This window comes from Pseudomonas putida, assembly GCF_002741075.1.
GTDB classification, from domain to species: domain Bacteria; phylum Pseudomonadota; class Gammaproteobacteria; order Pseudomonadales; family Pseudomonadaceae; genus Aquipseudomonas; species Aquipseudomonas putida_T.
In genome coordinates this window covers 842,613-866,888 of record NZ_CP016634.1, presented here as the reverse complement: position 1 = coordinate 866,888, position 24,276 = coordinate 842,613, and the positions used below count along the sequence as shown (strand labels likewise).

At 63.6% G+C, this 24,276-nt stretch carries 19 protein-coding genes; 5 read left to right on the top strand and 14 right to left on the bottom strand.

The window, feature by feature from the left end; translation table 11 throughout:
* Window positions 1–53 precede the first annotated feature (53 nt).
* From exaC to IEC33019_RS04395, 3 genes are all read right to left on the bottom strand, one after another.
* A complete protein-coding gene (gene exaC / locus IEC33019_RS04405) occupies window positions 54–1,574 on the bottom strand; it encodes an acetaldehyde dehydrogenase ExaC (protein WP_070094726.1) in 1,521 nt (506 codons plus the stop codon).
* Between the two features lie 58 nt (window positions 1,575–1,632).
* Window positions 1,633–2,460, bottom strand: a complete 828-nt coding sequence (gene phnX, locus IEC33019_RS04400; protein ID WP_070093952.1) for a phosphonoacetaldehyde hydrolase — start codon at window positions 2,458–2,460, stop codon at window positions 1,633–1,635.
* Between the two features lie 112 nt (window positions 2,461–2,572).
* On the bottom strand, window positions 2,573–3,730 hold the full coding sequence (locus tag IEC33019_RS04395) for a 2-aminoethylphosphonate--pyruvate transaminase (protein WP_070093953.1): 1,158 nt from the start codon (window positions 3,728–3,730) through the stop codon (window positions 2,573–2,575).
* 251 nt (window positions 3,731–3,981) lie between these two features.
* Here IEC33019_RS04395 and zapE point away from each other — a divergent pair, with 251 nt between their 5' ends.
* Complete coding sequence (gene zapE / locus IEC33019_RS04390) at window positions 3,982–5,055, top strand: cell division protein ZapE (RefSeq protein WP_070093954.1); 1,074 nt, start codon at window positions 3,982–3,984, stop codon at window positions 5,053–5,055.
* 103 nt (window positions 5,056–5,158) lie between these two features.
* Here zapE and IEC33019_RS04385 read toward each other — a convergent pair whose 3' ends face one another.
* Window positions 5,159–7,048: a propionyl-CoA synthetase gene (locus tag IEC33019_RS04385; protein WP_099594133.1), complete on the bottom strand. Its 1,890-nt coding sequence runs from the start codon at window positions 7,046–7,048 to the stop codon at window positions 5,159–5,161.
* Between the two features lie 177 nt (window positions 7,049–7,225).
* Between IEC33019_RS04385 and IEC33019_RS04380 the strand changes: the two genes are divergently transcribed.
* Window positions 7,226–8,092: a LysR family transcriptional regulator gene (locus IEC33019_RS04380; protein WP_070093955.1), complete on the top strand. Its 867-nt coding sequence runs from the start codon at window positions 7,226–7,228 to the stop codon at window positions 8,090–8,092.
* On the opposite strand, the gene IEC33019_RS04375 is transcribed toward IEC33019_RS04380, so the two are convergent.
* The 5 genes from IEC33019_RS04375 to IEC33019_RS04355 all read right to left on the bottom strand — a co-directional run bounded on the left by IEC33019_RS04375 (window position 8,066) and on the right by IEC33019_RS04355 (window position 12,168).
* Window positions 8,066–9,223 carry an HPP family protein gene (locus tag IEC33019_RS04375; RefSeq protein WP_070093956.1) on the bottom strand — a complete coding sequence of 386 codons (1,158 nt, stop codon included), beginning with the start codon at window positions 9,221–9,223 and terminating at the stop codon, window positions 8,066–8,068. The genes IEC33019_RS04380 and IEC33019_RS04375 overlap by 27 nt on opposite strands.
* A 337-nt stretch (window positions 9,224–9,560) precedes the next feature.
* Window positions 9,561–10,880: a sensor histidine kinase gene (locus IEC33019_RS04370; RefSeq protein ID WP_070093957.1), complete on the bottom strand. Its 1,320-nt coding sequence runs from the start codon at window positions 10,878–10,880 to the stop codon at window positions 9,561–9,563.
* The gene (locus IEC33019_RS04365) at window positions 10,877–11,545 is read right to left on the bottom strand and encodes a response regulator transcription factor (protein WP_070093958.1); all 669 of its coding nucleotides are present in this window, start codon (window positions 11,543–11,545) and stop codon (window positions 10,877–10,879) included. Before IEC33019_RS04365 ends, IEC33019_RS04370 begins: the two co-directional genes overlap by 4 nt.
* Window positions 11,546–11,860, bottom strand: coding sequence for a PepSY domain-containing protein (locus IEC33019_RS04360; protein ID WP_070093959.1), 315 nt, complete (start codon window positions 11,858–11,860; stop codon window positions 11,546–11,548).
* Window positions 11,860–12,168 (bottom strand): PepSY domain-containing protein, encoded by a 309-nt coding sequence (locus IEC33019_RS04355; protein ID WP_070093960.1) that lies wholly within the window; start codon window positions 12,166–12,168, stop codon window positions 11,860–11,862. The genes IEC33019_RS04360 and IEC33019_RS04355 overlap by 1 nt, the downstream gene beginning before the upstream one ends.
* Before the next feature lie 191 nt (window positions 12,169–12,359).
* On the opposite strand from IEC33019_RS04355, the gene IEC33019_RS04350 reads away from it, so the two are divergent.
* The gene (locus IEC33019_RS04350; RefSeq protein WP_070093961.1) at window positions 12,360–13,439 is read left to right on the top strand and encodes a hypothetical protein; all 1,080 of its coding nucleotides are present in this window, start codon (window positions 12,360–12,362) and stop codon (window positions 13,437–13,439) included.
* A gap of 52 nt (window positions 13,440–13,491) precedes the next feature.
* Entirely contained in the window at window positions 13,492–13,848 is a 357-nt protein-coding gene (gene queD / locus IEC33019_RS04345) for a 6-carboxytetrahydropterin synthase QueD (RefSeq protein ID WP_070093962.1), read from the top strand.
* A 48-nt stretch (window positions 13,849–13,896) separates the two neighbouring features.
* Here the strand turns inward: queD and IEC33019_RS04340 are convergent, their stop codons facing one another.
* A complete protein-coding gene (locus IEC33019_RS04340) occupies window positions 13,897–14,364 on the bottom strand; it encodes a DUF1289 domain-containing protein (RefSeq protein ID WP_070093963.1) in 468 nt (155 codons plus the stop codon).
* A 406-nt stretch (window positions 14,365–14,770) separates the two neighbouring features.
* On the opposite strand from IEC33019_RS04340, the gene acnB reads away from it, so the two are divergent.
* Complete coding sequence (gene acnB / locus IEC33019_RS04335) at window positions 14,771–17,380, top strand: bifunctional aconitate hydratase 2/2-methylisocitrate dehydratase (RefSeq protein WP_070093964.1); 2,610 nt, start codon at window positions 14,771–14,773, stop codon at window positions 17,378–17,380.
* Between the two features lie 132 nt (window positions 17,381–17,512).
* Here acnB and prpD read toward each other — a convergent pair whose 3' ends face one another.
* From prpD to prpC, 4 genes are all read right to left on the bottom strand, one after another.
* Window positions 17,513–18,997 (bottom strand): 2-methylcitrate dehydratase, encoded by a 1,485-nt coding sequence (prpD, locus tag IEC33019_RS04330; protein WP_070093965.1) that lies wholly within the window; start codon window positions 18,995–18,997, stop codon window positions 17,513–17,515.
* Window positions 18,998–19,065: 68 nt separating this feature from the next.
* The gene (prpF, locus tag IEC33019_RS04325; protein ID WP_070093966.1) at window positions 19,066–20,256 is read right to left on the bottom strand and encodes a 2-methylaconitate cis-trans isomerase PrpF; all 1,191 of its coding nucleotides are present in this window, start codon (window positions 20,254–20,256) and stop codon (window positions 19,066–19,068) included.
* A gap of 131 nt (window positions 20,257–20,387) precedes the next feature.
* The gene (gene acnD / locus IEC33019_RS04320; RefSeq protein ID WP_070093967.1) at window positions 20,388–22,976 is read right to left on the bottom strand and encodes a Fe/S-dependent 2-methylisocitrate dehydratase AcnD; all 2,589 of its coding nucleotides are present in this window, start codon (window positions 22,974–22,976) and stop codon (window positions 20,388–20,390) included.
* A 96-nt stretch (window positions 22,977–23,072) separates the two neighbouring features.
* The gene (prpC, locus tag IEC33019_RS04315) at window positions 23,073–24,200 is read right to left on the bottom strand and encodes a bifunctional 2-methylcitrate synthase/citrate synthase (RefSeq protein ID WP_070093968.1); all 1,128 of its coding nucleotides are present in this window, start codon (window positions 24,198–24,200) and stop codon (window positions 23,073–23,075) included.
* Window positions 24,201–24,276 lie beyond the last annotated feature (76 nt).

Genomic DNA, 24,276 nt, shown 5'->3' with positions numbered 1-24,276 from the left:
CCTTTCGCGGGTTTACGCGCGAAAGGGTTGCAGCGCAGCCTCAAATGACCCGCTTAGAAGAAGCCCAGCGGATTGATGTCGTAGCTCACCAGCAGGTTCTTGGTCTGCTGGTAGTGGTCGAGCATCATCTTGTGGGTTTCACGGCCGACGCCGGACTTCTTGTAGCCACCGAACGCGGCGTGGGCCGGGTACAGGTGGTAGCAGTTGGTCCAGACGCGACCGGCCTTGATGCCGCGACCCATGCGGTAGGCGCGGTTGATGTCGCGGGTCCACACACCGGCGCCCAGGCCGAACTCGGTGTCGTTGGCGATCGCCAGGGCTTCGGCTTCGTCCTTGAAGGTGGTCACGCTGACCACCGGGCCGAAGATTTCTTCCTGGAACACGCGCATCTGGTTGTTGCCCTTGAGCAGGGTCGGCTGGATGTAATAGCCGGTGGCCAGGCTGCCTTCGAGTTTCTCCACCTTGCCGCCGGTCAGCAGCTCGGCGCCTTCCTTCTGGGCGATGTCCAGGTACGAGAGGATCTTCTCGAACTGCTGCTCGGACGCCTGGGCGCCGACCATGGTGTCGGTGTCGAGCGGGTCGCCGCGCTTGATCTGCAGGACCTTCTTCATCACCACTTCCATGAACTGCGGGTAGATCGACTCCTGCACCAGGGCGCGCGATGGGCAGGTGCACACCTCGCCCTGGTTGAAGAACGCCAGCACCATGCCTTCGGCGGCCTTGTCGATGAACGCCGGCTCCGCCTGCATGATGTCTTCGAAGTAGACGTTCGGCGACTTGCCGCCCAGCTCCACGGTAGACGGGATGATGTTCTCGGCGGCGCATTTCATGATGTGCGAGCCCACCGGGGTGGAGCCGGTGAAGGCGATCTTGGCGATGCGCTTGCTGGTGGCCAGGGCTTCACCGGCCTCGCGGCCGAAGCCTTGCACGACGTTGAGCACGCCCTTGGGCAGCAGGTCGCCGATCAGTTCCATCAGCACGGCGATGCCCAGTGGGGTCTGCTCGGCGGGCTTGAGCACCACGCAGTTGCCGGCGGCCAGCGCTGGGGCCAGCTTCCAGGCGGCCATCAGCAGCGGGAAGTTCCACGGGATGATCTGCCCGACCACGCCCAGCGGCTCGTGGATGTGGTAGGCCACGGTGTTTTCGTTGATCTCGGCGGCGCCGCCTTCCTGGGCGCGGATGCAGCCGGCGAAGTAGCGGAAGTGATCGACTGCCAGCGGGATGTCGGCGTTGAGGGTTTCGCGGATCGGCTTGCCGTTGTCCCAGGTTTCGGTGATGGCCAGGATCTCCAGGTTCTGCTCGATGCGGTCGGCGATCTTGAGCAGCACATTGGAGCGGTCTTGCACCGAGGTGCGGCCCCAGGCATCGGCGGCGGCGTGGGCGGCATCCAGGGCTTTGTCGATGTCTTCGGCGGTGGAACGTGGGAACTCGGCGATCGGCTGGCCGTTCACCGGGGAGGTGTTGGTGAAGTATTCACCCTTGACCGGAGGAACGAACTCACCGCCGATGTAGTTGCCGTAGCGGCTCTTGAAGGAAATTTTCGCGCCTTCGGTACCCGGATGTGCGTAACGCATGGTGTGTCTCCTGGCTCTAGCTTTTAGGGGTTGCGAGTGTCGTGTCGTTGGGTACCGCTCAACAGGCTTGCGGTGTTTCACCCCGGGCCAGACGCTGGTTGATGTCATCGATCACCGCCGGCAGGTCCGCGATGGTGTCGATCAGGTAATGCGGACGGGACGGCTCGAACATCTTGACGATGCGCGCGCGTTCCTCGGCCAATTTGTCCGCTGGCAACGACTTGTAAGCCTGGTAAGGCAAGCCCAGAGCGTTGCCCGAGCAGGTCAGGGCCACGGTCCACATCCCGGCGCGACGGCCTTCTAGGATGCCCGGCCAGGTGTCGTCGACCTTGACGCAGGCTGCGACGTCATCGATGCCCAAGGCGATCACGTTGGCCAGTGCCTGGGCCGGCCATGGACGGCCGTTGGGGGTCTCGTCGGTGGCCACCACGTGGTCGGCGACATAGCCGTTGTGCTTGGCAAGCTCCACCACCTTGTCCATCACCACTTTCGGGTAGCCGGAGCAGGAGCCGACCTTGAGCCCCTTGTCGCGCACCGCAGCGATAGCCTCCAGAGCCCCGGGGATCAACGCCGAGTGCACGGCGATCTTCTCGATCTGCAAGGGCATGAAGCGCTCGTAGATGGCGGTGACATCGTCGTCGGTCGGGGTGCGGCCGAAGACTTTGCGGTAGCGCTCGGCAATCTCGGGCACATCGCACAGGGTGCGGATGTGGTCCCACTTGCCCATGCCCATCGGGCCGCGGGCCTCTTCCAGGGAAACGCTCACGCCGAACTCGGCGAACGCTTCGACGAAGATCTGGGTGGGCGCGAACGAGCCGAAATCGACGACGGTACCGGCCCAGTCGAGAATTGCGGCTTGCAGCGAGGAAGGCTGTTCGTAGTGCATCGTGATGGCTCCAGAAATCGCTAGTAGGCACCCGGACTCCGCGCGCGGAATCCGGCTCAACGGTAAGGGGGAACGTCGAGTCGGCAAGGCCTGCCGCCTCGACAGGGCCGACTCAGGCGGCTGGGCGTTGCATGTCCACGTCCATCGCCAGGAGGGTGTCGGCGATGGCACGCAGCAGTTGGTGAACGATGTGTTCGTCGATCTGGCCGATGCAGCCGATGCGGAAGCTTTCGGCCACGGTCAGCTTGCCTGGGTAGATGATGAACTGACGGGCCTTGAGCTCGTCGTAGAAGCGCTTGAAGTCGAAGTTTGGATGTTCGGGGCTGAAGAACGTGGTGATGATCGGCGACAGCCAGCAGTCTTCCAGCAAGGTCTTGAACCCCAGCTCGCGCATGCCGGCCACCAGCACGTCGCGATTGCGGGTGTAGCGCGCCTGCCGGCCCGCCACACCGCCTTCGGCACGGTGCTGCTCCAAGGCCTTGTGGAACGCCACCACGCTGTGGGTCGGCGGGGTGAAGCGCCATTGCCCGGTGCGCTCCATGTAGGCCCACTGTTCGAACAGATCCAGGCTCAGGGAGTTAGCGCGGCCCTTGGCGGCCTCCAGCACACTGCGGCGGATGATCACGAATCCAAAGCCCGGGATGCCTTCGATGCATTTGTTGGCCGAGGAGACCAGCACGTCGAAGGCGATGTCCTGAACGGTCAGGGGCACAGCGCCGAAGGAGCTCATGGCATCGACGATCAGGCTCTTGCCGTGGGCCTTGACCACATCGGCAATGGCGCGCAGCGGGTTGAGGATGCCGGAACTGGTTTCGCAGTGGACGATAAAGACGTTGGTGATGTCCGGGTTGGCCTTGAGCAGCGCATCGACTTCATCAGGCTCGGGCGGCAGGTAGTCGCCTTTGTCCAGGGTGATGTAGGCACGATTGAGGTATTCGAGGGTCTTGCTGGCCCGCTGGCCGTAAGCGCCATTCATCAGTACCAGGGCCTTGCCGTCCTTGGGGATGGCCGTGGCCAGGGCGGCCTCCACCGAGTAGCTGCCGCTGCCTTGCAGCGGGACGCAGGCAAAACTGTCATCCTCCACGCCGGCCATGCTCAGCAACTGCTGGCGAACCTCGGCCGTGACCCGGTTGAAATCGCCATCCCATGAGCCCCAGTCACGCAGCATGGCCTCCTTGGTGGCCTTGGAGGTGGTGAGCGGGCCAGGGGTCAGCAGGTAGGGCTCACCCAAGGCAGGCTGGGCAAGAGGGAGGGCTTCGGCTTTGGTCATGATCTTCTCCGGCGGTTTTGTTTTTGTGAAGGAGTGATGCATGAGGTGCATGGAAGCAATTCGCACTAAATAAGAAAAATCGATTTATCGTATTTCACAAATAAGTTCTGTTTATTTATTGCAATTCTGACGCGCTGCCAGGCCACAGACCGATCGCATTTCGCGATCATCGCCGGGCATATTCTCGATTGCTCCAAACGCTTGCCTGCTGCAAGCTGCCCTGCCCTGACTTTGTACCGAGGAGCCCGTACGTGTCCGCCTGGATTCCCGCGCCGTTACGTCAATTGCGAAAGCGCCAGCGCACCGTGGCGCCCACTGACCATGCGCTGCCGGCGCTTTTCCAGGACAAAGCCGACAGCCGCGGCTACCAGCTGAGCGAGGGGCAGCACCGTGTAATACAGGCCATGGCCGACCAACTGGCCCTGCTGGAACAGGGCCAGGCACGCAGCCTCTACCTGCATGGCTCGGTCGGACGCGGCAAGAGCTGGCTGCTCGACGGGTTCTTCGAGGCTGTGCCGATCGAGGCCAAGCGCCGCCTGCACTTTCATGACTTCTTCGCCCGCCTGCACCAGGGGATGCACCGCAACCGAGCGCTGGACGATGCCCTGGGCACAACGCTGAATGAATTGCTCGAACAGTGCCAGATACTGTGTTTCGACGAGTTCCACGTGCACGACATCGGCGATGCCATGCTCCTCACCCGCCTGTTCAACGCCCTGTTCGACCGTGGTGTGTTCTTGCTGGTGACCTCCAACTACGCCCCCGAGGGGCTGCTGCCCAACCCGCTGTATCACGAGCGCTTCCTACCGGTGATACGCCTGATCCACAGCCGCATGCAAGTGCTGGAAGTGGGCGGCGACACGGATTTTCGCAGCCTGCCGGCCAACCGCGAGCACCAGTGCTTCACCCAAGGGCATTACCTGTGGCCAGGGGATGCCGACCAGCGCCAGGCCCTGGCTCTACCGGCCGCGCAGCCGATCTGTCTGGAAGTGAACAAACGCAGCCTACCCGCGCTGGCCAGCCAAGGAAGACAGGTGATGTTCGCCTTCGCGGACCTGTGCGAACAAGCCACGGCGGTGATTGACTATCTTGCACTGGCCGAGCGTTTCGACCAGTGGATCATCGATGGGCTGGATGACCTGTCCGAATGCTCGCTGGCGGCGCAGCAACGCTTCGTCAACCTGGTGGACGTGCTGTACGACCAGGACAAGACAGTGACGGTGATTGGCAAGCGGCCGCTGGCCCAGAGCCTGGGCGGATCGCTTGCCGACCTGATGCGCACCCGCAGTCGGCTGGGGCAGTTGCATCAGGTCGGGCCGACCTGACCCTTGTGCCCGACAGGGCTGCTATGCAACCCATCGCCTGTAGGAGCGGCCTTGCGCCGCGAAAGGGCCGCATAGCGGCCCCCGGATCAGACCTGACGCGGCATCAACAAGCCCTCGGCAGATCCGCCAACACCTCTTCAATTTCAATGAGCACCGCCGGATCGTCCAGGTTCGAAGGCGGCACATAGTCCTGCCCGTCAGCGATCTTGCGCAGCACCGCGCGCAGGATCTTGCCCGACCGCGTCTTGGGTAGCCGCTTGACCAGACGCACGCGGTTGAAGCACGCCAAGGCGCCGATGTGCTCGCGCACGCTGGCCACCAGCTCCGACTGCAACTGCTGCTCGCCAAGCCCCTCGCCGTCCTTGAGCACCACTAGCGCCAGTGGCACCTGGCCCTTGATCTCGTCATGGACACCGATCACCGCGCATTCGGCCACCGCAGGATGGCGGGCAACCAGGTCTTCTATCTCCCCCGTGGACAGACGGTGGCCAGAAACGTTAATCACATCGTCGGTGCGCCCCATGATGTAGACGAAACCGTCTTCATCCAAATAGCCGCCATCGCCGGTGTGGTAGTAGCCCGGGTGCGGGTGCAGGTAAGCCTGCAGGTAACGTTCGTGGTCGCCCCACAGGGTCTGGCTGCAACCGGGCGGCAAGGGCAAGGCGATGACGATCGCGCCTTGTGCGTTCGGCCCCAAGGGCCGGCCCTCATCGTCGAGCACCTGCACGTTGTACCCCGGCACCGCGCGATTGCTCGAGCCCGGTCGCGCCGCACTGCCCTCCAGGCCCACGCAAGGCGCGGTGACCGGCCAGCCGGTCTCGGTCTGCCACCAGTGATCATGCACCGGTTTGCCGCTGACCCGCTCCAGCCATTGGTGCGTGCTCGAATCCAGCTTTTCACCGGCCAGGAACAGCTGGCGCAGCGAACTCAGGTCGTGGCGACGGATCAGCTCGCCTTCGGGGTCTTCCTTACGGATTGCCCGCATGGCGGTGGGGGCGCAGAACAGGCCGTTGACCTGGTACTGCTCCACTACCCGCCAGTAGGCCGCGGCGTCCGGGGTACGAATGGGCTTGCCCTCGTAGAACACCGTGGTGCAGCCGTTCATCAACGGCCCATAGACGATCAGCGAGTGCCCGACCACCCAGCCTACGTCGGAGATGCCCCACCACACATCCCCGGCCTGCATGCCGTAGATGTGCCGCATGGCATAGCACAGGGCGACCGCGTTGCCGCCGTTCTCGCGCACGATGCCCTTGGGTTTTCCGGTGGTGCCAGAGGTATACATGATGTACAGCGGATCACCCGCCTCCAGCGCCACAGGTGGTACCGTGTCGACCCCGGCCAGCGCCTGCTGCCAGTCCAGATCACGGCCCGCTTGCAAGCTGGCGAGGACTTGCGGGCGCTGCAGCACCAGCACATGACGCGGCTGGTGCCTGGCCAGTTGCAGGGCGCGGTCGACCAATGGTTTGTATTCGATCACCCGGTCGAACTCCAGGCCGCAGGAGGCGGTGAGCAAAAGCGTCGGCCGGGCATCGTCGATGCGCAGGGCCAGCTCGTTGGCGGCAAAGCCACCGAACACCACCGAGTGCACGGCACCGATACGCGCACAGGCGAGCATGGCCATCGCGGCCTGGGGCACCATGGGCATGTAGATGATCACCCCATCACCCTTGCCCACGCCCAGTTGCCGCAGCAGCCCCGCCAGACGGGCCACCTCGTCACGCAACTGATGGTAGGTGAAGGTCTGCTGCACGCCGGTCACCGGCGAGTCGTAGATCAGCGCCAGTTGGTCGCCACGGCCCTGCTCGATCTGGTGGTCAAGGGCCAGGTGGCAGCTGTTCAGCCGGCCATCGGCGAACCAACGATGGGTGCCGTCAGGATTCTCCTGCAGAGTCAGTGAAGGCTTGCGGTGCCAGGCCAAGTGTTCGGCCTGTTCGGCCCAGAAGGTGGCGGGATCGGCAACGGAGCGGGCGTAGCTGTGCTGGTAGGTCATGTCGATGTGCAACCCGGTACTTGTTGTTATTGAAGGGCGAATCTCGAGTATGGACCGGTCCCCTGCGCTCGCCACCGGACTTAAGTCGCAACCGATATGCAAGATTGCATGGGGCTGTCGCCCCGCTGCATGGCAAAGGCCTAGAATAGGGCTCCCCTCAGCCAGCGAGCCGTCTCAATGGATATCGACCAGGCCCGTACCTTTCTGGAAATCGTGCGCTGCGGCAGCCTCGTCGCCGCCGCCGAACGCCTGTTCGTATCACAGACTGCCATCACCGCACGGGTGCAACGCCTGGAGCAGCAACTGGGCTGCCAACTGTTCATCCGCAGCCGCAACGGCGCAACGCTCACCAGCGATGGCGAGGCGTTCGTCGTCTATGCCAACCAGATGGTGCAGACCTGGGAGGCCGCCCGCCGCGATCTGCCGCTGCCCCAGGGGTGTCAGCAGGTGCTGCACGTGGGCGGCGAGGTGAGCCTGGCCAACCCGATGATGCTCAGCTGGGTCAGCACCCTGCACCGCGAATTGCCCAGCCATGCCATCCGCAGTGAGGTGAGCGATGGCGAGTCGTTGCTGCGCAAGGTGGAAATGGGCTTGCTCGACGCAGCGCTGGTGTACCAGCCGACCTACGGCCCGGGGCTGCAGGTGGAGCAGTTGATGGAAGAGAAGCTGATCCGCGTGCGCCGGGTCGATCAACCCGAGCCCTATATCTACATCGACTGGGGCGAGGCCTTCCGCCGCCAGCATGATGCCGCCCTGCCCGACTGCGCGCGCCCGGCGCTGAGTTTCAACCTGGGCCCTTTGGCGTTGCAGTTCATTCTCGAGCAAGGAGGCAGCGGCTACTTCCGTACACGGGTGGTGCAGGCCTACCTGGAAAAAGGCGTGGTCGAACGCGTGCCACAGGCACCGGAGTTCACCTACCCGACCTTCCTTGTCTACGCCCGCAAGCGCGACAGCGAGGCCTTGCAGCAAGCCTTCAGCGTGTTGCGCCGGCTGGTGGCCGCCGGCAACAGCGATTGGTCACAGCGCTGGGACCCGATTATCTGAACGTTGCGCGGCAGCATTGAGCAAATGCCGCTTCAGGCCAGCGATCAGATCGGTCTGGGTGATCACACCGACCAACTTGTCGTCCTCGAGCACCGGCAGGCAGTGCAGGCCCTGCTCGCTCAGCAGCGGCAGCAGGCGATCGAGCGGATGCTGGCTGCTGACGCTGATGACCCGACGGCTCATCACCTGCTCCATACGCACCACGGGGCGACGCAATAGCCCACGCCAGCTGAAGCGCGCCCGGGCCATGGCCGGGCCGACCAGGTCACTGAGGCTGACGATGCCCACCAGACGAGTGCCTTCGAGTACCGGCAAGGTCTTGAGGTGGTGGCTGGAGAGCATCTTCCAGGCCTGCTCCAAGGTCGTGGCCGGCGAGGCGAACTGCACGTCTCGGGACATCACCGACGCCGCGGTGATACCACCCAGGCTACGTTGCAGGGCGTGCTGCTCGGTGGCCAGGATGATGCGCTCGAGCTCATCGCGCGTGACGTCGACGAACTCGCCCAACTCTTCCAGGGCGACATCCAGGTCTTCACTGTTCACCCCTACCCGCTCGCTGGGCAGCGGGTCGTGGGTGTGGTGCAGGTCCTTGCGCGGCAAGGGTCCTTTGGGGTAGCGCACGCCGGTCAGGCGATTGTAAAGCACCGCTACGGCAACCAGGATCAAGGCATTGAGCACGATCGGCTCGAGCAGGTGATTGCCCAGCGCCGTCAGCCCCGGGTCGGCCAACACCGCCCCTGCCGCTACCGCGCCACCTGGCGGATGCAGACAGCGCAACAGGCACATCACCACGATCGACAGGCCCAACGCGGTGGCAGCGACCCACAGCTCGGTGCCCAGGTAATGGCGCATCAACAGCCCGACGATGCAGGCCACGGCATAGCTGCCCAGCACGGGCCACGGCTGAGCCAACGGCCCGGAATGCACTGCGAACACCAGCACCGCCGAGGCGGCCAGAGGGCCGAGCAGATGCAGGGCGACCGAGGGACCGTAGGCCATGCTGACGAGGGTCCCGGCGAGCAGCAGGCCCAGCAAAGCGCCAATGCCGGCACGCAGCCATTCTTTGGGAGGGATGTTCAGGGGCGCAGGCAACAAGCGCTGCAGACGGCTTTCAGGACGCGAGGCAGACATCGGGGCAGTCAATCGTGTTCTTCTGATTTAAAAAGAAAGCCCAGCCAAAGCAGCCTGGGCTTGTATTGCGAATGCAATAGCTTAATGGCTCCATCCATGGAGATGGAAACACGAAGTTTCATGGCGGCGATTGTGCCGGGTGCGGTGGCAAGGGGGCCAATTCAAAAAAGTGCCGCTGAACTGCAATTTTTTTGCAGTACCGAGCCCTGCGGTGACCGTGTGAAAGTGGATTTACCTGCGAATACAGGGATGGCGGTGATCCTCGTGGGGGCTGGCAAAGCCTGCGATGGCCCTACTCCACAGAGGGCACGATGAGCCAATCGAGGTGCAGCCCCCGTCAACGCCCCTTGCGTGGCAGCGAGATACTCACCCGCAAACCACCCAATGGGCTTTCCAACAGCGCCAGCGTGCCGCCCCACGCCTCGACGATATCGCGCACGATGCCAAGGCCCAGGCCATGCCCATCGACCTGCTCGTCCAGCCGCGAACCTCGCTCCAGAACCTGCAGGCGCGCCGCCTCGGGAATGCCAGGGCCATCGTCGTCGACCCACAACTGATACCCCTCGACTGTCGGCGCGATGCCCAGGCGCACTTCGCTGTCGGCCCATTTGCAGGCGTTGTCCAGCAAGTTGCCAAGCAGCTCCAGCAGGTCTTCCCGATCCCAAGGCAACAACAGCCCCGCAGGCACGTCGCGCTCGAGCAGCAGCCCTTCGCCATGGATCATGCCCAGGGTGCCGAGCAAGCCCGGCAACTCGGCATCGCAGTCGAACTGTGCACCGGGCAGCGCATCACCGGCCAGGCGCGCGCGGTTGAGTTCACGGGCCAGGCGTTGCTGGATCTGCCCGAGCTGCTCGCGCAGTTGGTCGCGCACTTCCGGCATGTCTTTCAGGCGCTCGCTGGCGGCCAGGCTCAACAGCACCGCCAGTGGCGTTTTCAAGGCATGCCCCAGGTTGCCCAAGGCATTACGCGAGCGGCGCAGGCTATCCTCGGTATGCGCCAGCAGGTGATTGATCTGGTCCACCAAAGGTTGCAACTCACTGGGTACCTGGGCGTCGAGTTGGGAGCGCTGGCCTTGCTGCAACTGAGCGATCTGCTGGCGTGCCCGCTCCAGAGGGCGTAGCGAGCGGGTCACGGTCAGGCGCTGCAACACCAGCACCAGCACCAGCGCCGCCAATCCCATGCCAAGACCAATCTGTTGCATACGACGAAAGCCGTCACGCACCGGAGAGTAATCCTGCGCCACGCTGATCGAGATGTCCTGGCCCAGGCGTCGGTAGTCGGCACGTAAGGTCAGCAATTGTTGGCCCTCCGGCCCGAGCTCAAGGCCGTCCTCAAGCCCTGGAACCGCAGGCTTGGGCATGTCCAGGTCCCACAGCGAGCGTGAGCGCCACGTGCCCTGGTCGAAGTCGATGCGAAAGTAATAGCCCGAAAACGGGCGCTGATAGGCCGCCGATATGCGTCGCTCATCCAACTGCAATCCCGACGGGCCGCGCACCAAGGCCACCAGCAGGTTCTCGCTTTCCTTGCGCAAGCCGGCCTCCAGGTAACGCTGCAAGCCGACCTCGAACAGCCACAGGCTCAGTTGGGCCAGGGCCAGCCCAACCACCACCAGCACGGCCACCAGGCCAAGGCTCAGGCGTGCCTGGATAGACCTCACGCCGCGCTCCCGGCATACACGTAACCCTGGCCGCGCCGCGTCTCGATCACGCTGCGGCCGAGCTTGCGGCGCAGGTGGTTGACGTGCACCTCAAGCACGTTGGAGTCACGCTCGGTCTCACCATCGTACAAGTGCTCGGCCAGGTGGCTCTTGGACAACACCTGCTGCGGGTGCAGCATGAAATAGCGCAGCAGACGAAACTCCGCGGCCGTCAGCTGGATATCGACGCCTTCGCGGGTCACGCATTGACGGCCTTCATCTAGATGCAGACCAGCGGCTTCCAGCGTCGGCTGGTTGGCCAAGCCCCGGGCACGACGCAACAGCGATTGAATACGCAATTGCAGCTCCTCGGGGTGGAAAGGTTTGGTCAGGTAGTCATCGGCTCCGGTCTTGAGCCCTTCGATCCGTTCGGCCCAGGAGCCACGCGCGGTGAGAATCAGCACCGGCGTGGCCAGGTTGGCGGCGCGCCACTGGCCCAACACCTCGAGCCCTGGCAGGCCGGGCAGCCCCAGGTCAAGGATGATCAGGTCGTAAGGCTCGCTCTGGCCCTGGTACACCGCATCACGGCCATCGGCCAGCCAGTCCACGGCATATCCCTGGCGCTGCAGGCCGGCGATCAATTCATCGGCCAGAGGGACATTGTCCTCGACAAGCAGCAGGCGCATTCAGTCGTCTTCCTCGTCTTTGAGCAGCTCACCGGTACGCGCGTCGAGCTTGATCTCGCGGACCACGCCAGCCGGGGTCAGCAACTCGACCTCGTACGCGTAACGGTCGTGTTTTTCCTCGAGCTCCGCCTCCAGCAAACGCGCCCCGGGATAGCGTCCCAGGGCGGATTCGAGCAGGTGTTCCAACGGTAGGATGATGCCCTTCTGGCGCAGCTCGAGGGCTTCATCCTGGTCTAGGTCACGGGCACCTGCCAGCGAACAGGCGGCCATCAGGGCCAGGGCCAGGTAGCGCGCCGTTCGCGGGAGTTCACGCATCAGTTGTCTCGTTCGTCCTTGAGGACTTCACCGGTCTTGGCGTCCAGGTCCACGTCCCACTCGACGTTCTGGGTATCGCGCAGCTCGACCTTGTAGATGTAGCGGCCGTATTCGTTTTCCAGCTCCGAATCGGTCACGGTGGCGCCTGGGTGCTTGGCCACGGCGGCAGCCTTGAGCTCGTCCAGGGACTTGATGGTCTTGGCGTTGACCAACTTCACCACTTCATCAGGTTGCACTTCCTTGGCGAAGGCTGCATTGGCACCGAAAGCGAGGGCGGCGGCAGTGAACAGGGCAGTCAAAGTTTTCATGGGTTCTCTCTCCATCGAGATCAGCAAGTTGTCTACGGGGTTAAGATTACCCCCCGGTCCTTAATCCAACCTGAAAACAGCAGGCGCCATGATAGCGCAGCTTGGGTGCCCGCTTCACGGGGCTATCCGCGAAAGGGCCGGAGCGGACAATCCTCTCTATAATCACCCGCTTGTAGCCTGCGAGATCCGTCATGAGCGCCATCCACATCAAGTACCCTGCCCTGACCTTCAAGGCTGGCCAACGCGCCTTGCGCCAGATTCGCGAACGCGGCCTGCGGGCGGCTGATGTGGGCGTACTGCCAGGCGCCGCCGGCGGGCCCAAGCCACTGGGCATCCAAGGGCTGGACCTGGCGCTGTTCGGGCAGTGGCTGCCCTCGGCGCCACGTCAACGCGCGCTGATCGGCGCCTCGATCGGTGCCTGGCGCTTCGCCAGTGCCTGCCTGGACGATCCGGTCGATGGCCTGCGTCGCCTGGGTGAGCTGTACACCGAACAGGATTTTGCCAAGGGCGTGACACCAACCCAGATCAGCCAAAGCTGCACGCGCATGCTCGATGAGCTGCTGCAAGGCCGCGACGGGCAGATCCTCGCCAACCCGCATTACCGCCTGAACATCATGGTGGTCAAAAGCCACGGCTTGCTCGCCGATGACCATCGCGGCCGACTGGGCGTGGGGTTGTCTTCGGTGATCGCCAACAACTTGCTCGGCCGCTCACGCCTGGCGCGGCATTTCGAGCGCGTCATTCTGCATGACGGGCGCGCCGCGCCACCGCTGGACGCGCTGACCGACTTCCCATCACGCTGTCTGCCCCTGGACTTGGCCAACCTGCGCCATGCCCTGCTCGCCTCGGGCTCGATCCCCATGGTGATGGAAGGCGTGCGTGACATTCCCGGCGCAGGTGCCGGCACCTACCGCGACGGCGGCCTGCTCGACTATCACCTGGACCTGCCCTACCAAGGCGATGATCTGGTGCTCTACCCGCACTTCACCGACAAAGTGGTGCCCGGTTGGTTCGACAAGGCTCTGCCCTGGCGCCGCGGCGATGCCAGGCGCCTGCACAACGTACTGCTGATGACACCCTCCCCCCAGTACCTGGCCGCCCTGCCCTACGGCAAGCTGCCGGACCGCAACGACTTCAAGCGCTTCATGGGCGATGCCCCCGCGCGCAAGCGTTACTGGTACAAGGCCATCGCCGAGAGCCAGCGCCTGGGCGATGAACTGCTGGAGCTGATCACCACCGGGCGGCTGCACGAACGGCTGCAAGCCTTGTAGCGGGCATGCTGATAAACTGCACGCCAGCATTGTTTTCAAGAGTCTCTACAGCGTGGAAATCTTCAAGGAATTTACATTCGAATCGGCCCACCGCCTGCCCAACGTTCCCACCGGGCACAAATGCGGTCGCCTGCACGGCCACTCGTTCAAGGTCGGTCTGCACCTGACCGGCCCGCTCGACCCTCACACCGGCTGGATCCGCGACTTCGCCGAGATCAAGGCGATCTTCAAGCCAATCTACGAGCAGTTGGACCACAACTACCTGAACGACATTCCGGGCCTTGAGAACCCCACCAGTGAGGTGATCGCCAAGTGGATCTGGGACCAGGTCAAGCCTCTGCTGCCGGAGCTGTCGAAGGTCCGTATCCACGAAACCTGCACCAGCGGCTGCGAGTACAGCGGCGACTGAGTTCGCTGGACGGGCGCCTGCGCGGCGCCCTTGGGCAAGGGCGCCCGCCTAGCCCAGCGCCTGCTTGAGAAAGGACGGCGCGATATAGCGTTGATAGTGCGCCTCGGAAAGCAGAAAGAACTCCCGGTCGATGGCGTCACGCAGCTGCGGCAGTTCCCAGTCGCGAAACTCAGGAAGCAGGGCCATGCCATAAGCTTCCAGATCCCGGATCATGCGCGCGCCTCGGGCGATCAACTGATAGGCCCAGCAATATTCGGACTGGTGCGCCAGAAAACGAATCGAACGCTGCTCCAGTTGCTGGCGCAGGCGTGCTTTGTCGAACACTTCCAGCTTGGCCATCATCACCTGCACCAGCAGTTGCTCCAGGCGCTGCCAGACGGCACGTTTTTCGTCCTCGTCGTAGCTGTTCCAGTGGATCACTTCGTGGTGGAAGCGCTTGCAGCCCCGGCACACCAGGTCGCCATAGACCGTGGAGCAGAGCCCTACGCAAGGGGTTTTGATGGACTGGTTGGACATGTACAGACAACGGCCTGGCGGTGGAACACCCGGCAATGTTAGCCCTTTGTCTAACCAGGGTCACTCGTTAAAGTCGCGTGTGCCGCCTTACGTTCGCTCTTTTTTTGCCGTAGAATCACACCGCCTTTTCAAGGCACCAATGTCCGTTGGAAGCTGTTTTCAAAGCGTCACGAGCACAGTTCATCCGGTAGAACGGCGTTGGCCGGGACATGCCACCGTGCATGACCCGCGCCAGCCCTCATCAGCTCACCGTTCTACAGGCGTAAAACTTTGAAAGCAGCTTCTGTAAGGATTCTCTGCGACCCTGGCTGGGCGGCCCACAAAGCCGTCATTGCGCATGGGTGCGAAGAATGCTGGATGAGCGTCCCGGACTCCCCTTTAGGGACCACTGATGAGGGTAATAACTGTGCTTGAAGCCTACCGCAAACACATCGAAGAGCGTGCCGCCCTGGGCATCGTCCCCCAGCCGCTTAACGCCGAACAAACTGCAGGCCTGGTCGAGCTGCTGAAAAACCCGCCGGCCGGCGAAGAAGCCTTCCTCGTAGACCTGATCACCAACCGCGTTCCCCCAGGAGTCGACGAAGCCGCCTACGTCAAGGCCGCTTTCCTCTCCGCCATCGCCAAGGGCGAAGCCAAGTCCCCGCTGATCGACCGCAAGCATGCCACCGAGCTGCTGGGCACCATGCAAGGCGGCTACAACATCGAGACGCTGGTCGCGCTGCTGGATGACGCCGAACTGGGCGCCGTCGCGGCCGAACAGCTCAAGCACACCCTGCTGATGTTCGATGCCTTCCACGACGTGGCTGAAAAAGCCAAGGCCGGCAACGTTCACGCCAAGGCCGTCCTGGACTCCTGGGCTGCTGGCGAGTGGTTCACCGCCCGCCCGGCAATCGCCGAAAAGTACACCCTGACCGTGTTCAAGGTGCCTGGTGAAACCAACACCGACGACCTGTCCCCTGCCCCGGACGCCTGGTCGCGCCCTGACATCCCGCTGCACGCCCTGGCCATGCTGAAAATGGCCCGTGACGGCATCGAGCCGGAGCAACCTGGCTCCGTCGGCCCGCTCAAGCAGATCGAAGCGGTCAAGGCCAAAGGCTTCCCGGTCGCCTACGTCGGTGACGTGGTCGGTACCGGTTCCTCGCGTAAATCGGCCACCAACTCGGTGCTGTGGTTCTTCGGCGACGACATCCCGTACGTACCGAACAAGCGCGCCGGTGGCTTCTGCTTCGGCACCAAGATCGCCCCGATCTTCTACAACACCATGGAAGACGCCGGCGCCCTGCCGATCGAATTCGACTGCACCAACCTGGCCATGGGCGACGTCATCGACGTCTACCCGTTCAAGGGTGAAGTGCGCCGTCATGGCAGCGACGAGCTGGTCACCACCTTCGAGCTGAAAACCGAAGTCCTGCTGGACGAAGTCCGCGCTGGCGGCCGTATCCCGCTGATCGTCGGCCGTGGTCTGACCGAAAAAGCCCGTGCCGAACTGGGCCTGGGTGCTTCGGACCTGTTCAAGAAGCCAGAGCAGCCTGCCGACTCCGGCAAGGGCTTCACCCTGGCGCAGAAGATGGTCGGTCGCGCCTGCGGCCTGCCGGAAGGCCAGGGCGTGCGCCCAGGCGCCTACTGCGAGCCGAAGATGACCACCGTCGGCTCCCAGGACACCACTGGCCCGATGACCCGCGACGAGCTCAAAGACCTCGCCTGCCTGGGCTTCTCCGCCGACCTGGTCATGCAGTCGTTCTGCCACACCGCAGCCTATCCGAAGCCGATCGACGTCAACACCCACCACACCCTGCCGGATTTCATCCGCACCCGTGGCGGCGTGTCCCTGCGCCCAGGCGACGGCATCATCCACAGCTGGCTGAACCGCATGCTGCTGCCTGACACCGTCGGCACCGGTGGCGACTCGCACACCCGCTTCCCGATCGGCATTTCCTTCCCGGCCGGTTCCGGTCTGGTCGCCTTCGCCGCTGCTACCGGCGTCATGCCGCTGGACATGCCGGAGTCGGTACTGGTTCGCTTCAAGGGCAAGCTGCAGCCTGGCATCACCCTGCGCGACCTGGTCCATGCCATTCCTTACTACGCCATCCAGCAAGGCCTGCTGACTGTCGAGAAGAAGGGCAAGAAGAACATCTTCTCCGGCCGCATCCTGGAGATCGAAGGCCTCAACGAGCTGACCGTCGAACAAGCCTTCGAGCTGTCCGACGCCTCGGCCGAGCGTTCCGCCGCCGGTTGCACCATCAAGCTGCCGGAAGAGTCGATCGCCGAGTACCTGAAGTCCAACATCACCCTGCTGCGCTGGATGATCAGCGAAGGCTACGGTGACGCCCGCACCCTGGAGCGCCGCGCCCAGGCGATGGAAGCCTGGCTGGCCAAGCCTCAGCTGCTGGCTGCCGACGCCGACGCCGAATACGCCGCCGTCATCGAGATCGACCTGGCCGACGTCAAGGAGCCTGTGCTCTGCGCGCCGAACGACCCGGACGACGCCCGTCTGCTGTCGACCGTTGCCGGCGACAAGATCGACGAAGTGTTCATCGGTTCGTGCATGACCAACATCGGCCACTTCCGCGCTGCCGGTAAGCTGCTGGACAAGGTCAAAGGTGGCATTCCAACCCGTCTGTGGCTGGCCCCGCCAACCAAGATGGACGCCCATCAGCTGACCGAAGAAGGCTACTACGGCATCTACGGCAAAGCCGGTGCGCGCATGGAAATGCCAGGCTGCTCGCTGTGCATGGGTAACCAGGCTCGCGTACAGACCGGTTCGACCGTGGTCTCCACCTCGACCCGTAACTTCCCGAACCGCCTGGGCGACGCCACCAACGTCTACCTGGCTTCGGCCGAACTGGCCGCGGTTGCCTCGATCATCGGCAAGCTGCCGACCGTCGAAGAGTACCTGCAGTACGCCAAGGACATCGACAGCATGGCTGCCGACGTCTACCGCTACCTGAGCTTCGACCAGATCGCCGAGTTCCGCGAAGCGGCGGCCAACGCCAAGATCCCAGTGGTCCAGGCGTAATGCGCGACAAGCTGTAAGCTACAAGCGGTAAGAAGAAGCCCCGGCAGAGATGTCGGGGCTTTTTTGTGGGCCTTGCATTCACTGTCTTGCCCTCTTGGCGGGCTTACCCGCAAAGAGGCCGGCAAGGCATGCTCAAATCACAAAGAGGTCGACAAACCGCTGCACCGCCGTGCCTTCTAGCCTCGACTGATCCTTGCACAAGGCAAAGATCTCATCACAGCGCTGGCGCACGAAGCGCGTCGCCAAGTTCTCCCTGAACTTGGCTTCCAAAAGCGGTATCCCCTCCCCGCGCCGCCGCCGATGACCGATCGGGTACTCCACCACTACCTGCGCGGTATGGGTCCCATCCTTGAAGAACACTTGCAGGCTATTGGCAATCGAGCGTTTGTCGGCCTCCAGGTATTCACGGCTGAAACGCGGCTCCTCGACCACTTCCATTTTCTCGCGCAAACGATCGATGCTGGGGTGAGCGGCATGAAACGCATCCTCGTAGTGCTCGGCCACCAGATTGCCGAAGATCAGCGGCACCGCCGTCATGTACTGCAGGCAATGATCGCGGTCAGCAGCATTGGCCAATGGCCCGACCTTGGAGATGATGCGGATCGCCGACTCATTGGTGCCGATGACGATGCGATCGACTTCGTGCAGGCGATTGCGCACCTGTGGGTGCAAGGTCACTGCCGCCTCGCAGGCCGTCTGCGCGTGGAACTCCGCCGGGAAGCTGATCTTGAACAGCACATTCTCCATCACATAGCTGCCAAAGGCTTGCGACAGGCGCAACGTGCGCTGGTCGGCAGGCTTGAGCGCCAGGTCCTTGTTGGTATGGCTGAACGAGACATCGTAGAACCCCCATTGCGGCGCCGTCAGTACACCTGGCACCCCCATCTCGCCACGCAGGGCGATGTCGGCCAGGCGCACACCTCGGCTGGAGGCATCGCCCGCCGCCCAGGACTTACGTGAGCCCGCATTGGGCGCATGACGGTAGGTGCGCAGCGCCTGGCCATCGACGAAGGCATGGGACAAGGCCGAGAGCAACTGCGCCCGATTGGCACCCATGAGTTTGGCGCACACCGCCGTGGAGGCGACCTTGACCAGCACCACATGATCGAGACCGACGCGGTTGAAGGCATTTTCCAGGGCCAGCACCCCCTGGACCTCATGGGCCATGATCATGGCTTCGAGCACAGTGCGCATGGTCAGTGGCGGCTCGCCATTGGCCACACGTTTTTGCGAAAGATGGTCGGCGACCGCAAGAATGCCGCCCAAGTTGTCAGAGGGATGAGCCCACTCGGCGGCCAGCCAGGTGTCGTTGTAATCCAGCCAGCGCACGATACAGCCGATGTCCCAGGCGGCCTTTACCGGATCCAGCCGATAACAGGTACCGGGCACCCGCGCCCCCTGGGGAACGACTGTACCCTCGACCAACGGGCCAAGGTGCTTGGTGCACTCGGGAAAACGCAACGCCAGCAAGCCACAGCCCAGGGTGTCCATCAGGCAGTTGCGGGCGGTGTCCAGGGCTTCGGCCGACTCGACCTGGTAATCGAGCACGTAGTCGGCGATGGTCTGCAGGACCCGGTCGTAGTCCGGGCGGTCGTTGAGGTCTACGTTGGCGCTCATTGTCTGCTCCCTTGAATAGGGGGCCGCTCTGCGGCCCCTCTCAACGCAAGCCGAGCGCCGATGGCGTGTTAGAAGCTATCGCCAGGCACGCGCACCCAGCCCTCCATCAACACGCGAGCACTGCGGCTCATGATCGCTTTGGTCACGGTCCATTCACCGTCCACCTTGCGCGCCTCTGCTCCCACCCGCAAGGTCCCGGAGGGATGGCCGAAACGCACGGCACTGCGCTCACCGCCGCCAGCGGCAAGGTTGACCAGCGTGCCAGGGATAGCCGCCGCCGTGCCGATCGCCACCGCTGCGGTGCCCATCATGGCGTGGTGCAGCTTGCCCATCGACAGCGCACGCACCAGCAGGTCGACATCGCCCGCCTCGACGGCCTTGCCACTGGACGCGGTGTACGAGACCGGTGGCGCGACGAAGGCGACCTTCGGCGTATGCTGACGTCCCGCCGCCTGGTCGACATCCTCGATCAGGCCCATGCGCACGGCGCCATAGGCGCGGATGGTCTCGAAACGCGTCAACGCGGCAGGGTCGCCGTTGATCGCGTCCTGCAGCTCAGTGCCGGTGTAACCAATGTCGGCGGCATTGACGAAGATGGTCGGGATCCCGGCATTGATCAAGGTCGCCTTGAAGGTCCCGACGCCCGGCACCTCCAGATCGTCCACCAGATTGCCGGTGGGGAACATCGCGCCACCCTCGCCGTCTTCATCGGCGGCCGGATCGAGAAATTCCAGTTGCACCTCGGCTGCCGGGAAGGTCACCCCGTCGAGCTCGAAGTCGCCGGTTTCCTGCACCTCACCTTCGGTGATCGGCACATGGGCGATGATGGTCTTGCCGATATTGGCCTGCCAGATACGCACAGTGGCGACGCCGTTATGCGGGATGCGCGCGGCATCCACCAGCCCGGCGCTGATGGCGAAGGAGCCGACGGCGGCGGACAGGTTGCCGCAGTTGCCGCTCCAGTCGACGAACGCCTTGTCGATGGAGACCTGGCCGAACAGGTAGTCGACATCATGCTCAGGGCGAGTGCTGCGCGCGAGGATCACGGTCTTGCTGGTGCTGGAGGTAGCACCACCCATACCGTCGATCTGCTTGCCGTAAGGGTCGGGGCTACCGATCACCCGTAGCAGCAGCGCATCGCGCGCCGGGCCCGGTTGCTGGGCACGCTCAGGAAGGTCTTGCAGGCGGAAGAACACGCCCTTGCTGGTGCCGCCACGGATGTACGTGGCGGGAATCTTGACTTGCGGTACATGTGCCATGTTCGAATTCCTGTTTGCACGCCCCCGTGGGAGCACGTTTACTCGCGAAAGCGTGAGCACGAGCAACAGTGTTGCCTGATCGAACGCATTCGCGGGTAAACCCGCTCCTACAAGGACCGTGCGGCTCCTGTTTAGGCGGTCGCTTCCAGGAAGTCCTGGGCGAAGCGCTGCAGCACACCACCGGCCTCGTAGATCGACACCTCTTCGGCGGTATCCAGACGGCAGGTCACCGGCACCTCGAGGCGCTCGCCGTTACGACGGGTCACCACCAGGGTCAGGGTCGCGCGCGGAGTACGCGCTCCGAGCACGTCGTAGGTCTCGCTGCCATCCAGGTCCAGGGTCTTGCGGTTGGTGCCTGGGAGGAACTCCAGCGGCAACACGCCCATCCCCACCAGATTGGTACGGTGGATACGCTCGAAGCCTTCGGCGACGATCGCCTCGACCCCTGCCAGACGCACACCCTTGGCCGCCCAGTCACGGGACGAGCCCTGGCCGTAGTCGGCGCCGGCGACGATGATCAACGGCTGCTTGCGCTCCATGTAGGTCTCGATCGCCTCCCACATGCGGGTCACCTTGCCTTCCGGCTCGATACGCGCCAGCGAGCCCTGCTTCACGCTACCGTCTTCCTTGCGCACCATTTCGTTGAACAGCTTGGGGTTGGCGAAGGTGGCACGCTGAGCAGTCAGGTGGTCACCACGGTGGGTGGCGTAGGAGTTGAAGTCCTCTTCCGGCAGGCCCATTTTCGCCAGGTACTCGCCCGCGGCACTGTCGAGCATGATGGCGTTGGACGGCGACAGGTGGTCGGTGGTGATGTTGTCCGGCAGCACCGCCAGCGGGCGCATGCCGCGCAGGGTTCGCTCGCCGGCCAGGGCACCCTCCCAGTACGGCGGGCGGCGGATGTAAGTGCTCATCGGGCGCCAGTCGTACAGCGGCGCAACCTTCGGCCCAGTGTCCTGCTCGATGGCGAACATCGGGATGTACACCTTGCGGAACTGCTCCGGTTTGACCGCCGCCTGGACCACGGCGTCGATTTCCGCATCGCTCGGCCAGATGTCCTTCAGGCGAATTTCCTTGCCATCGACCACACCCAGCACGTCCTTCTCGATGTCGAAGCGGATGGTGCCAGCAATGGCGTAGGCCACCACCAGAGGCGGCGACGCCAGGAAGGCCTGCTTGGCGTAAGGGTGGATGCGCCCGTCGAAGTTACGGTTGCCCGACAGCACGGCGGTGGCGTACAGGTCGCGATCGATGATTTCCTGCTGGATCTTCGGATCGAGCGCACCGGACATACCGTTGCAGGTGGTGCAGGCGAAGGCGACGATGCCAAAGCCCAGTTGTTCCAGCTCCTTCTCGAGCCCGGCCTCCTCTAGATACAACTGCACGGCCTTGGAGCCAGGTGCCAGGGAGGACTTGACCCATGGCTTGCGCGCAAGACCCAGCTTGTTGGCGTTACGCGCCAACAAGCCTGCAGCGATGACGTTGCGCGGGTTGCTGGTGTTGGTGCAGCTGGTGATGGCGGCAATGATCACTGCGCCGTCGGGCATCTGCCCTGGGACTTCTTCCCAGGCGCCTGCGATCCCTTTGGCGGCCAGGTCGCTGGTGGCGACGCGGGCGTGCGGGTTAGACGGGCCGGCCATATTGCGCACCACGCTCGACAGATCGAAGCTCAGTACACGCTCGTATTGGGCCTTGGCCAGGCTGTCGGCCCAAAGACCGGCGGCTTTGGCATAGGTTTCCACCAGCTTGACCTGCTGCTCTTCGCGGCCGGTCAGCTTGAGGTAATCGATGGTCTGCTGGTCGATGGCGAACATTGCCGCCGTGGCGCCGTATTCCGGTGCCATGTTGGAAATGGTGGCACGATCCCCCAGGGTCAGCGCGCGAGCACCTTCGCCGTGGAATTCCAGATAGGCACCGACCACTTTCTGCTTGCGCAGGAACTCGGTCAGGGCCAGTACCAAGTCAGTAGCGGTGATGTTCGGCTGCAGTTTGCCGGTCAGCTCGACGCCGACGATTTCCGGCAGACGCATCCAGGAGGCGCGACCGAGCATGACGTTCTCGGCTTCCAGGCCACCGACACCGATGGCGATCACACCCAGGGCATCGACGTGCGGGGTATGGCTGTCGGTACCGACGCAGGTGTCCGGGTAGGCCACGCCACGGTCGTTATGGATGACCGGCGACATCTTCTCCAGGTTGATCTGGTGCATGATGCCGTTGCCCGGCTGGATCACGTCGACGTTCTTGAACGCTTTCTTGGTCCAGTTGATGAAGTGGAAACGGTCTTCGTTGCGGCGATCTTCGATGGCGCGGTTCTTCTCGAACGCCTGCGGGTCGAAACCACCGCATTCCACTGCCAGGGAGTGGTCGACGATCAATTGCACCGGCACCACCGGGTTGACCTGGGCCGGATCGCCGCCCTTGTCGGCAATGGCATCACGCAGGCCCGCCAGGTCGACCAGGGCGGTCTGCCCGAGAATGTCGTGGCAGACCACGCGCGCGGGGAACCATGGGAAGTCCAGATCGCGCTTGCGTTCGATCAGCTGTTCCAGGGAGGCGTTCAGGGTCGCCGGGTCGCAACGGCGCACCAGGTTCTCGGCGAGCACGCGGGACGTGTACGGCAGGCCATCGTAGGCGCCGGGCTTGATCGCTTCGACTGCCGCGCGGGCGTCGAAGTAGTCCAGGTCGGTACCTGGCAGGTTCTTGCGAAATGCGGTGTTCATATCGTTATCAGGCTCGGTCACGGTTTACCTAAGCGGGCACCGCCCCTGCAGGAGCAGGCTTGCCCCTCTCCTACAGGGAACGCGCAGCGCCCTGTTTCAGCGCTGCTCGATCGGCACGAACTTGCGCTGCTCGACGCCGACATACTCGGCGCTCGGGCGGATGATGCGGTTGTTGGCGCGCTGCTCGAAGACATGCGCGGCCCAGCCGGTCAGGCGCGAGCAGACAAAGATCGGAGTGAACAGCTTGGTCGGGATACCCATGAAGTGGTACGCCGAGGCGTGGTAGAAGTCAGCGTTCGGGAACAGGCGCTTTTGCTCCCACATGGTCTTGTCGATTGCCTCGGAGACCGGGTACAGCACGGTGTCACCCACCTCGTCAGCCAACTGCTTCGACCAGCCCTTGATCACCTCGTTACGCGGGTCGGACTCTTTGTAGATCGCATGGCCGAAGCCCATGATCTTGTCCTTGCGCTCAAGCATGCGCAGCAGCTCGGCAACGGCCTCCTGCGGGCTCTGGAAGCGCTCGATCAGCTCCATGGCCGCCTCGTTGGCGCCACCGTGCAGCGGGCCGCGCAGAGAACCGATGGCGGCGGTGATGCACGAATACAGGTCCGACAGGGTCGAGGCGCAGACGCGGGCAGTGAAGGTCGAGGCGTTGAATTCGTGCTCGGCGTAGAGGATCAGCGAGACGTTCATCACTTTGACGTGCAGTTCGCTCGGCTTCTTGCCGTGCAGCAGGTGCAGGAAATGGCCGCCCAGGGTGTCTTCGTCGCTGGTGCAGTCGATGCGCACGCCATGGTGGGTGAAGCGGTACCAGTAGCACATGATCGCCGGGAAGACGGCCAGCAAGCGATCGGTCTTCTCGCGCTGGGCCTCGAAGGTCAGCTCAGGCTCCAAGGTCCCCAGCACCGAGCAACCGGTGCGCATCACGTCCATCGGGTGGGCGTCGCGCGGGATGCGCTCAAGCACTTCCTTAAGGGCCTGGGGCAGGTCGCGCAGGCCTTTGAGCTTGCGCTTGTAATCGGCCAGCTCTGCCTTGCTCGGCAGCTCGCCGTACAGCAGCAGATAGGCGACTTCTTCGAATTCGGCACCAGCCGCCAGGTCGCGAACATCGTAGCCACGGTAGGTCAGACCAGCACCGGCCTGGCCAACGGTCGACAGCGCGGTCTGCCCGGCCACCTGGCCACGCAGGCCTGCACCGCTGAGTACTTTTGCTTCGGCCATGGGGTGTTCTCCTTTCTTGAATTTGTTATCGAAATCTTGCCGGCTAATTCGGTTGCCTGTACCGGACGCTTCGCGG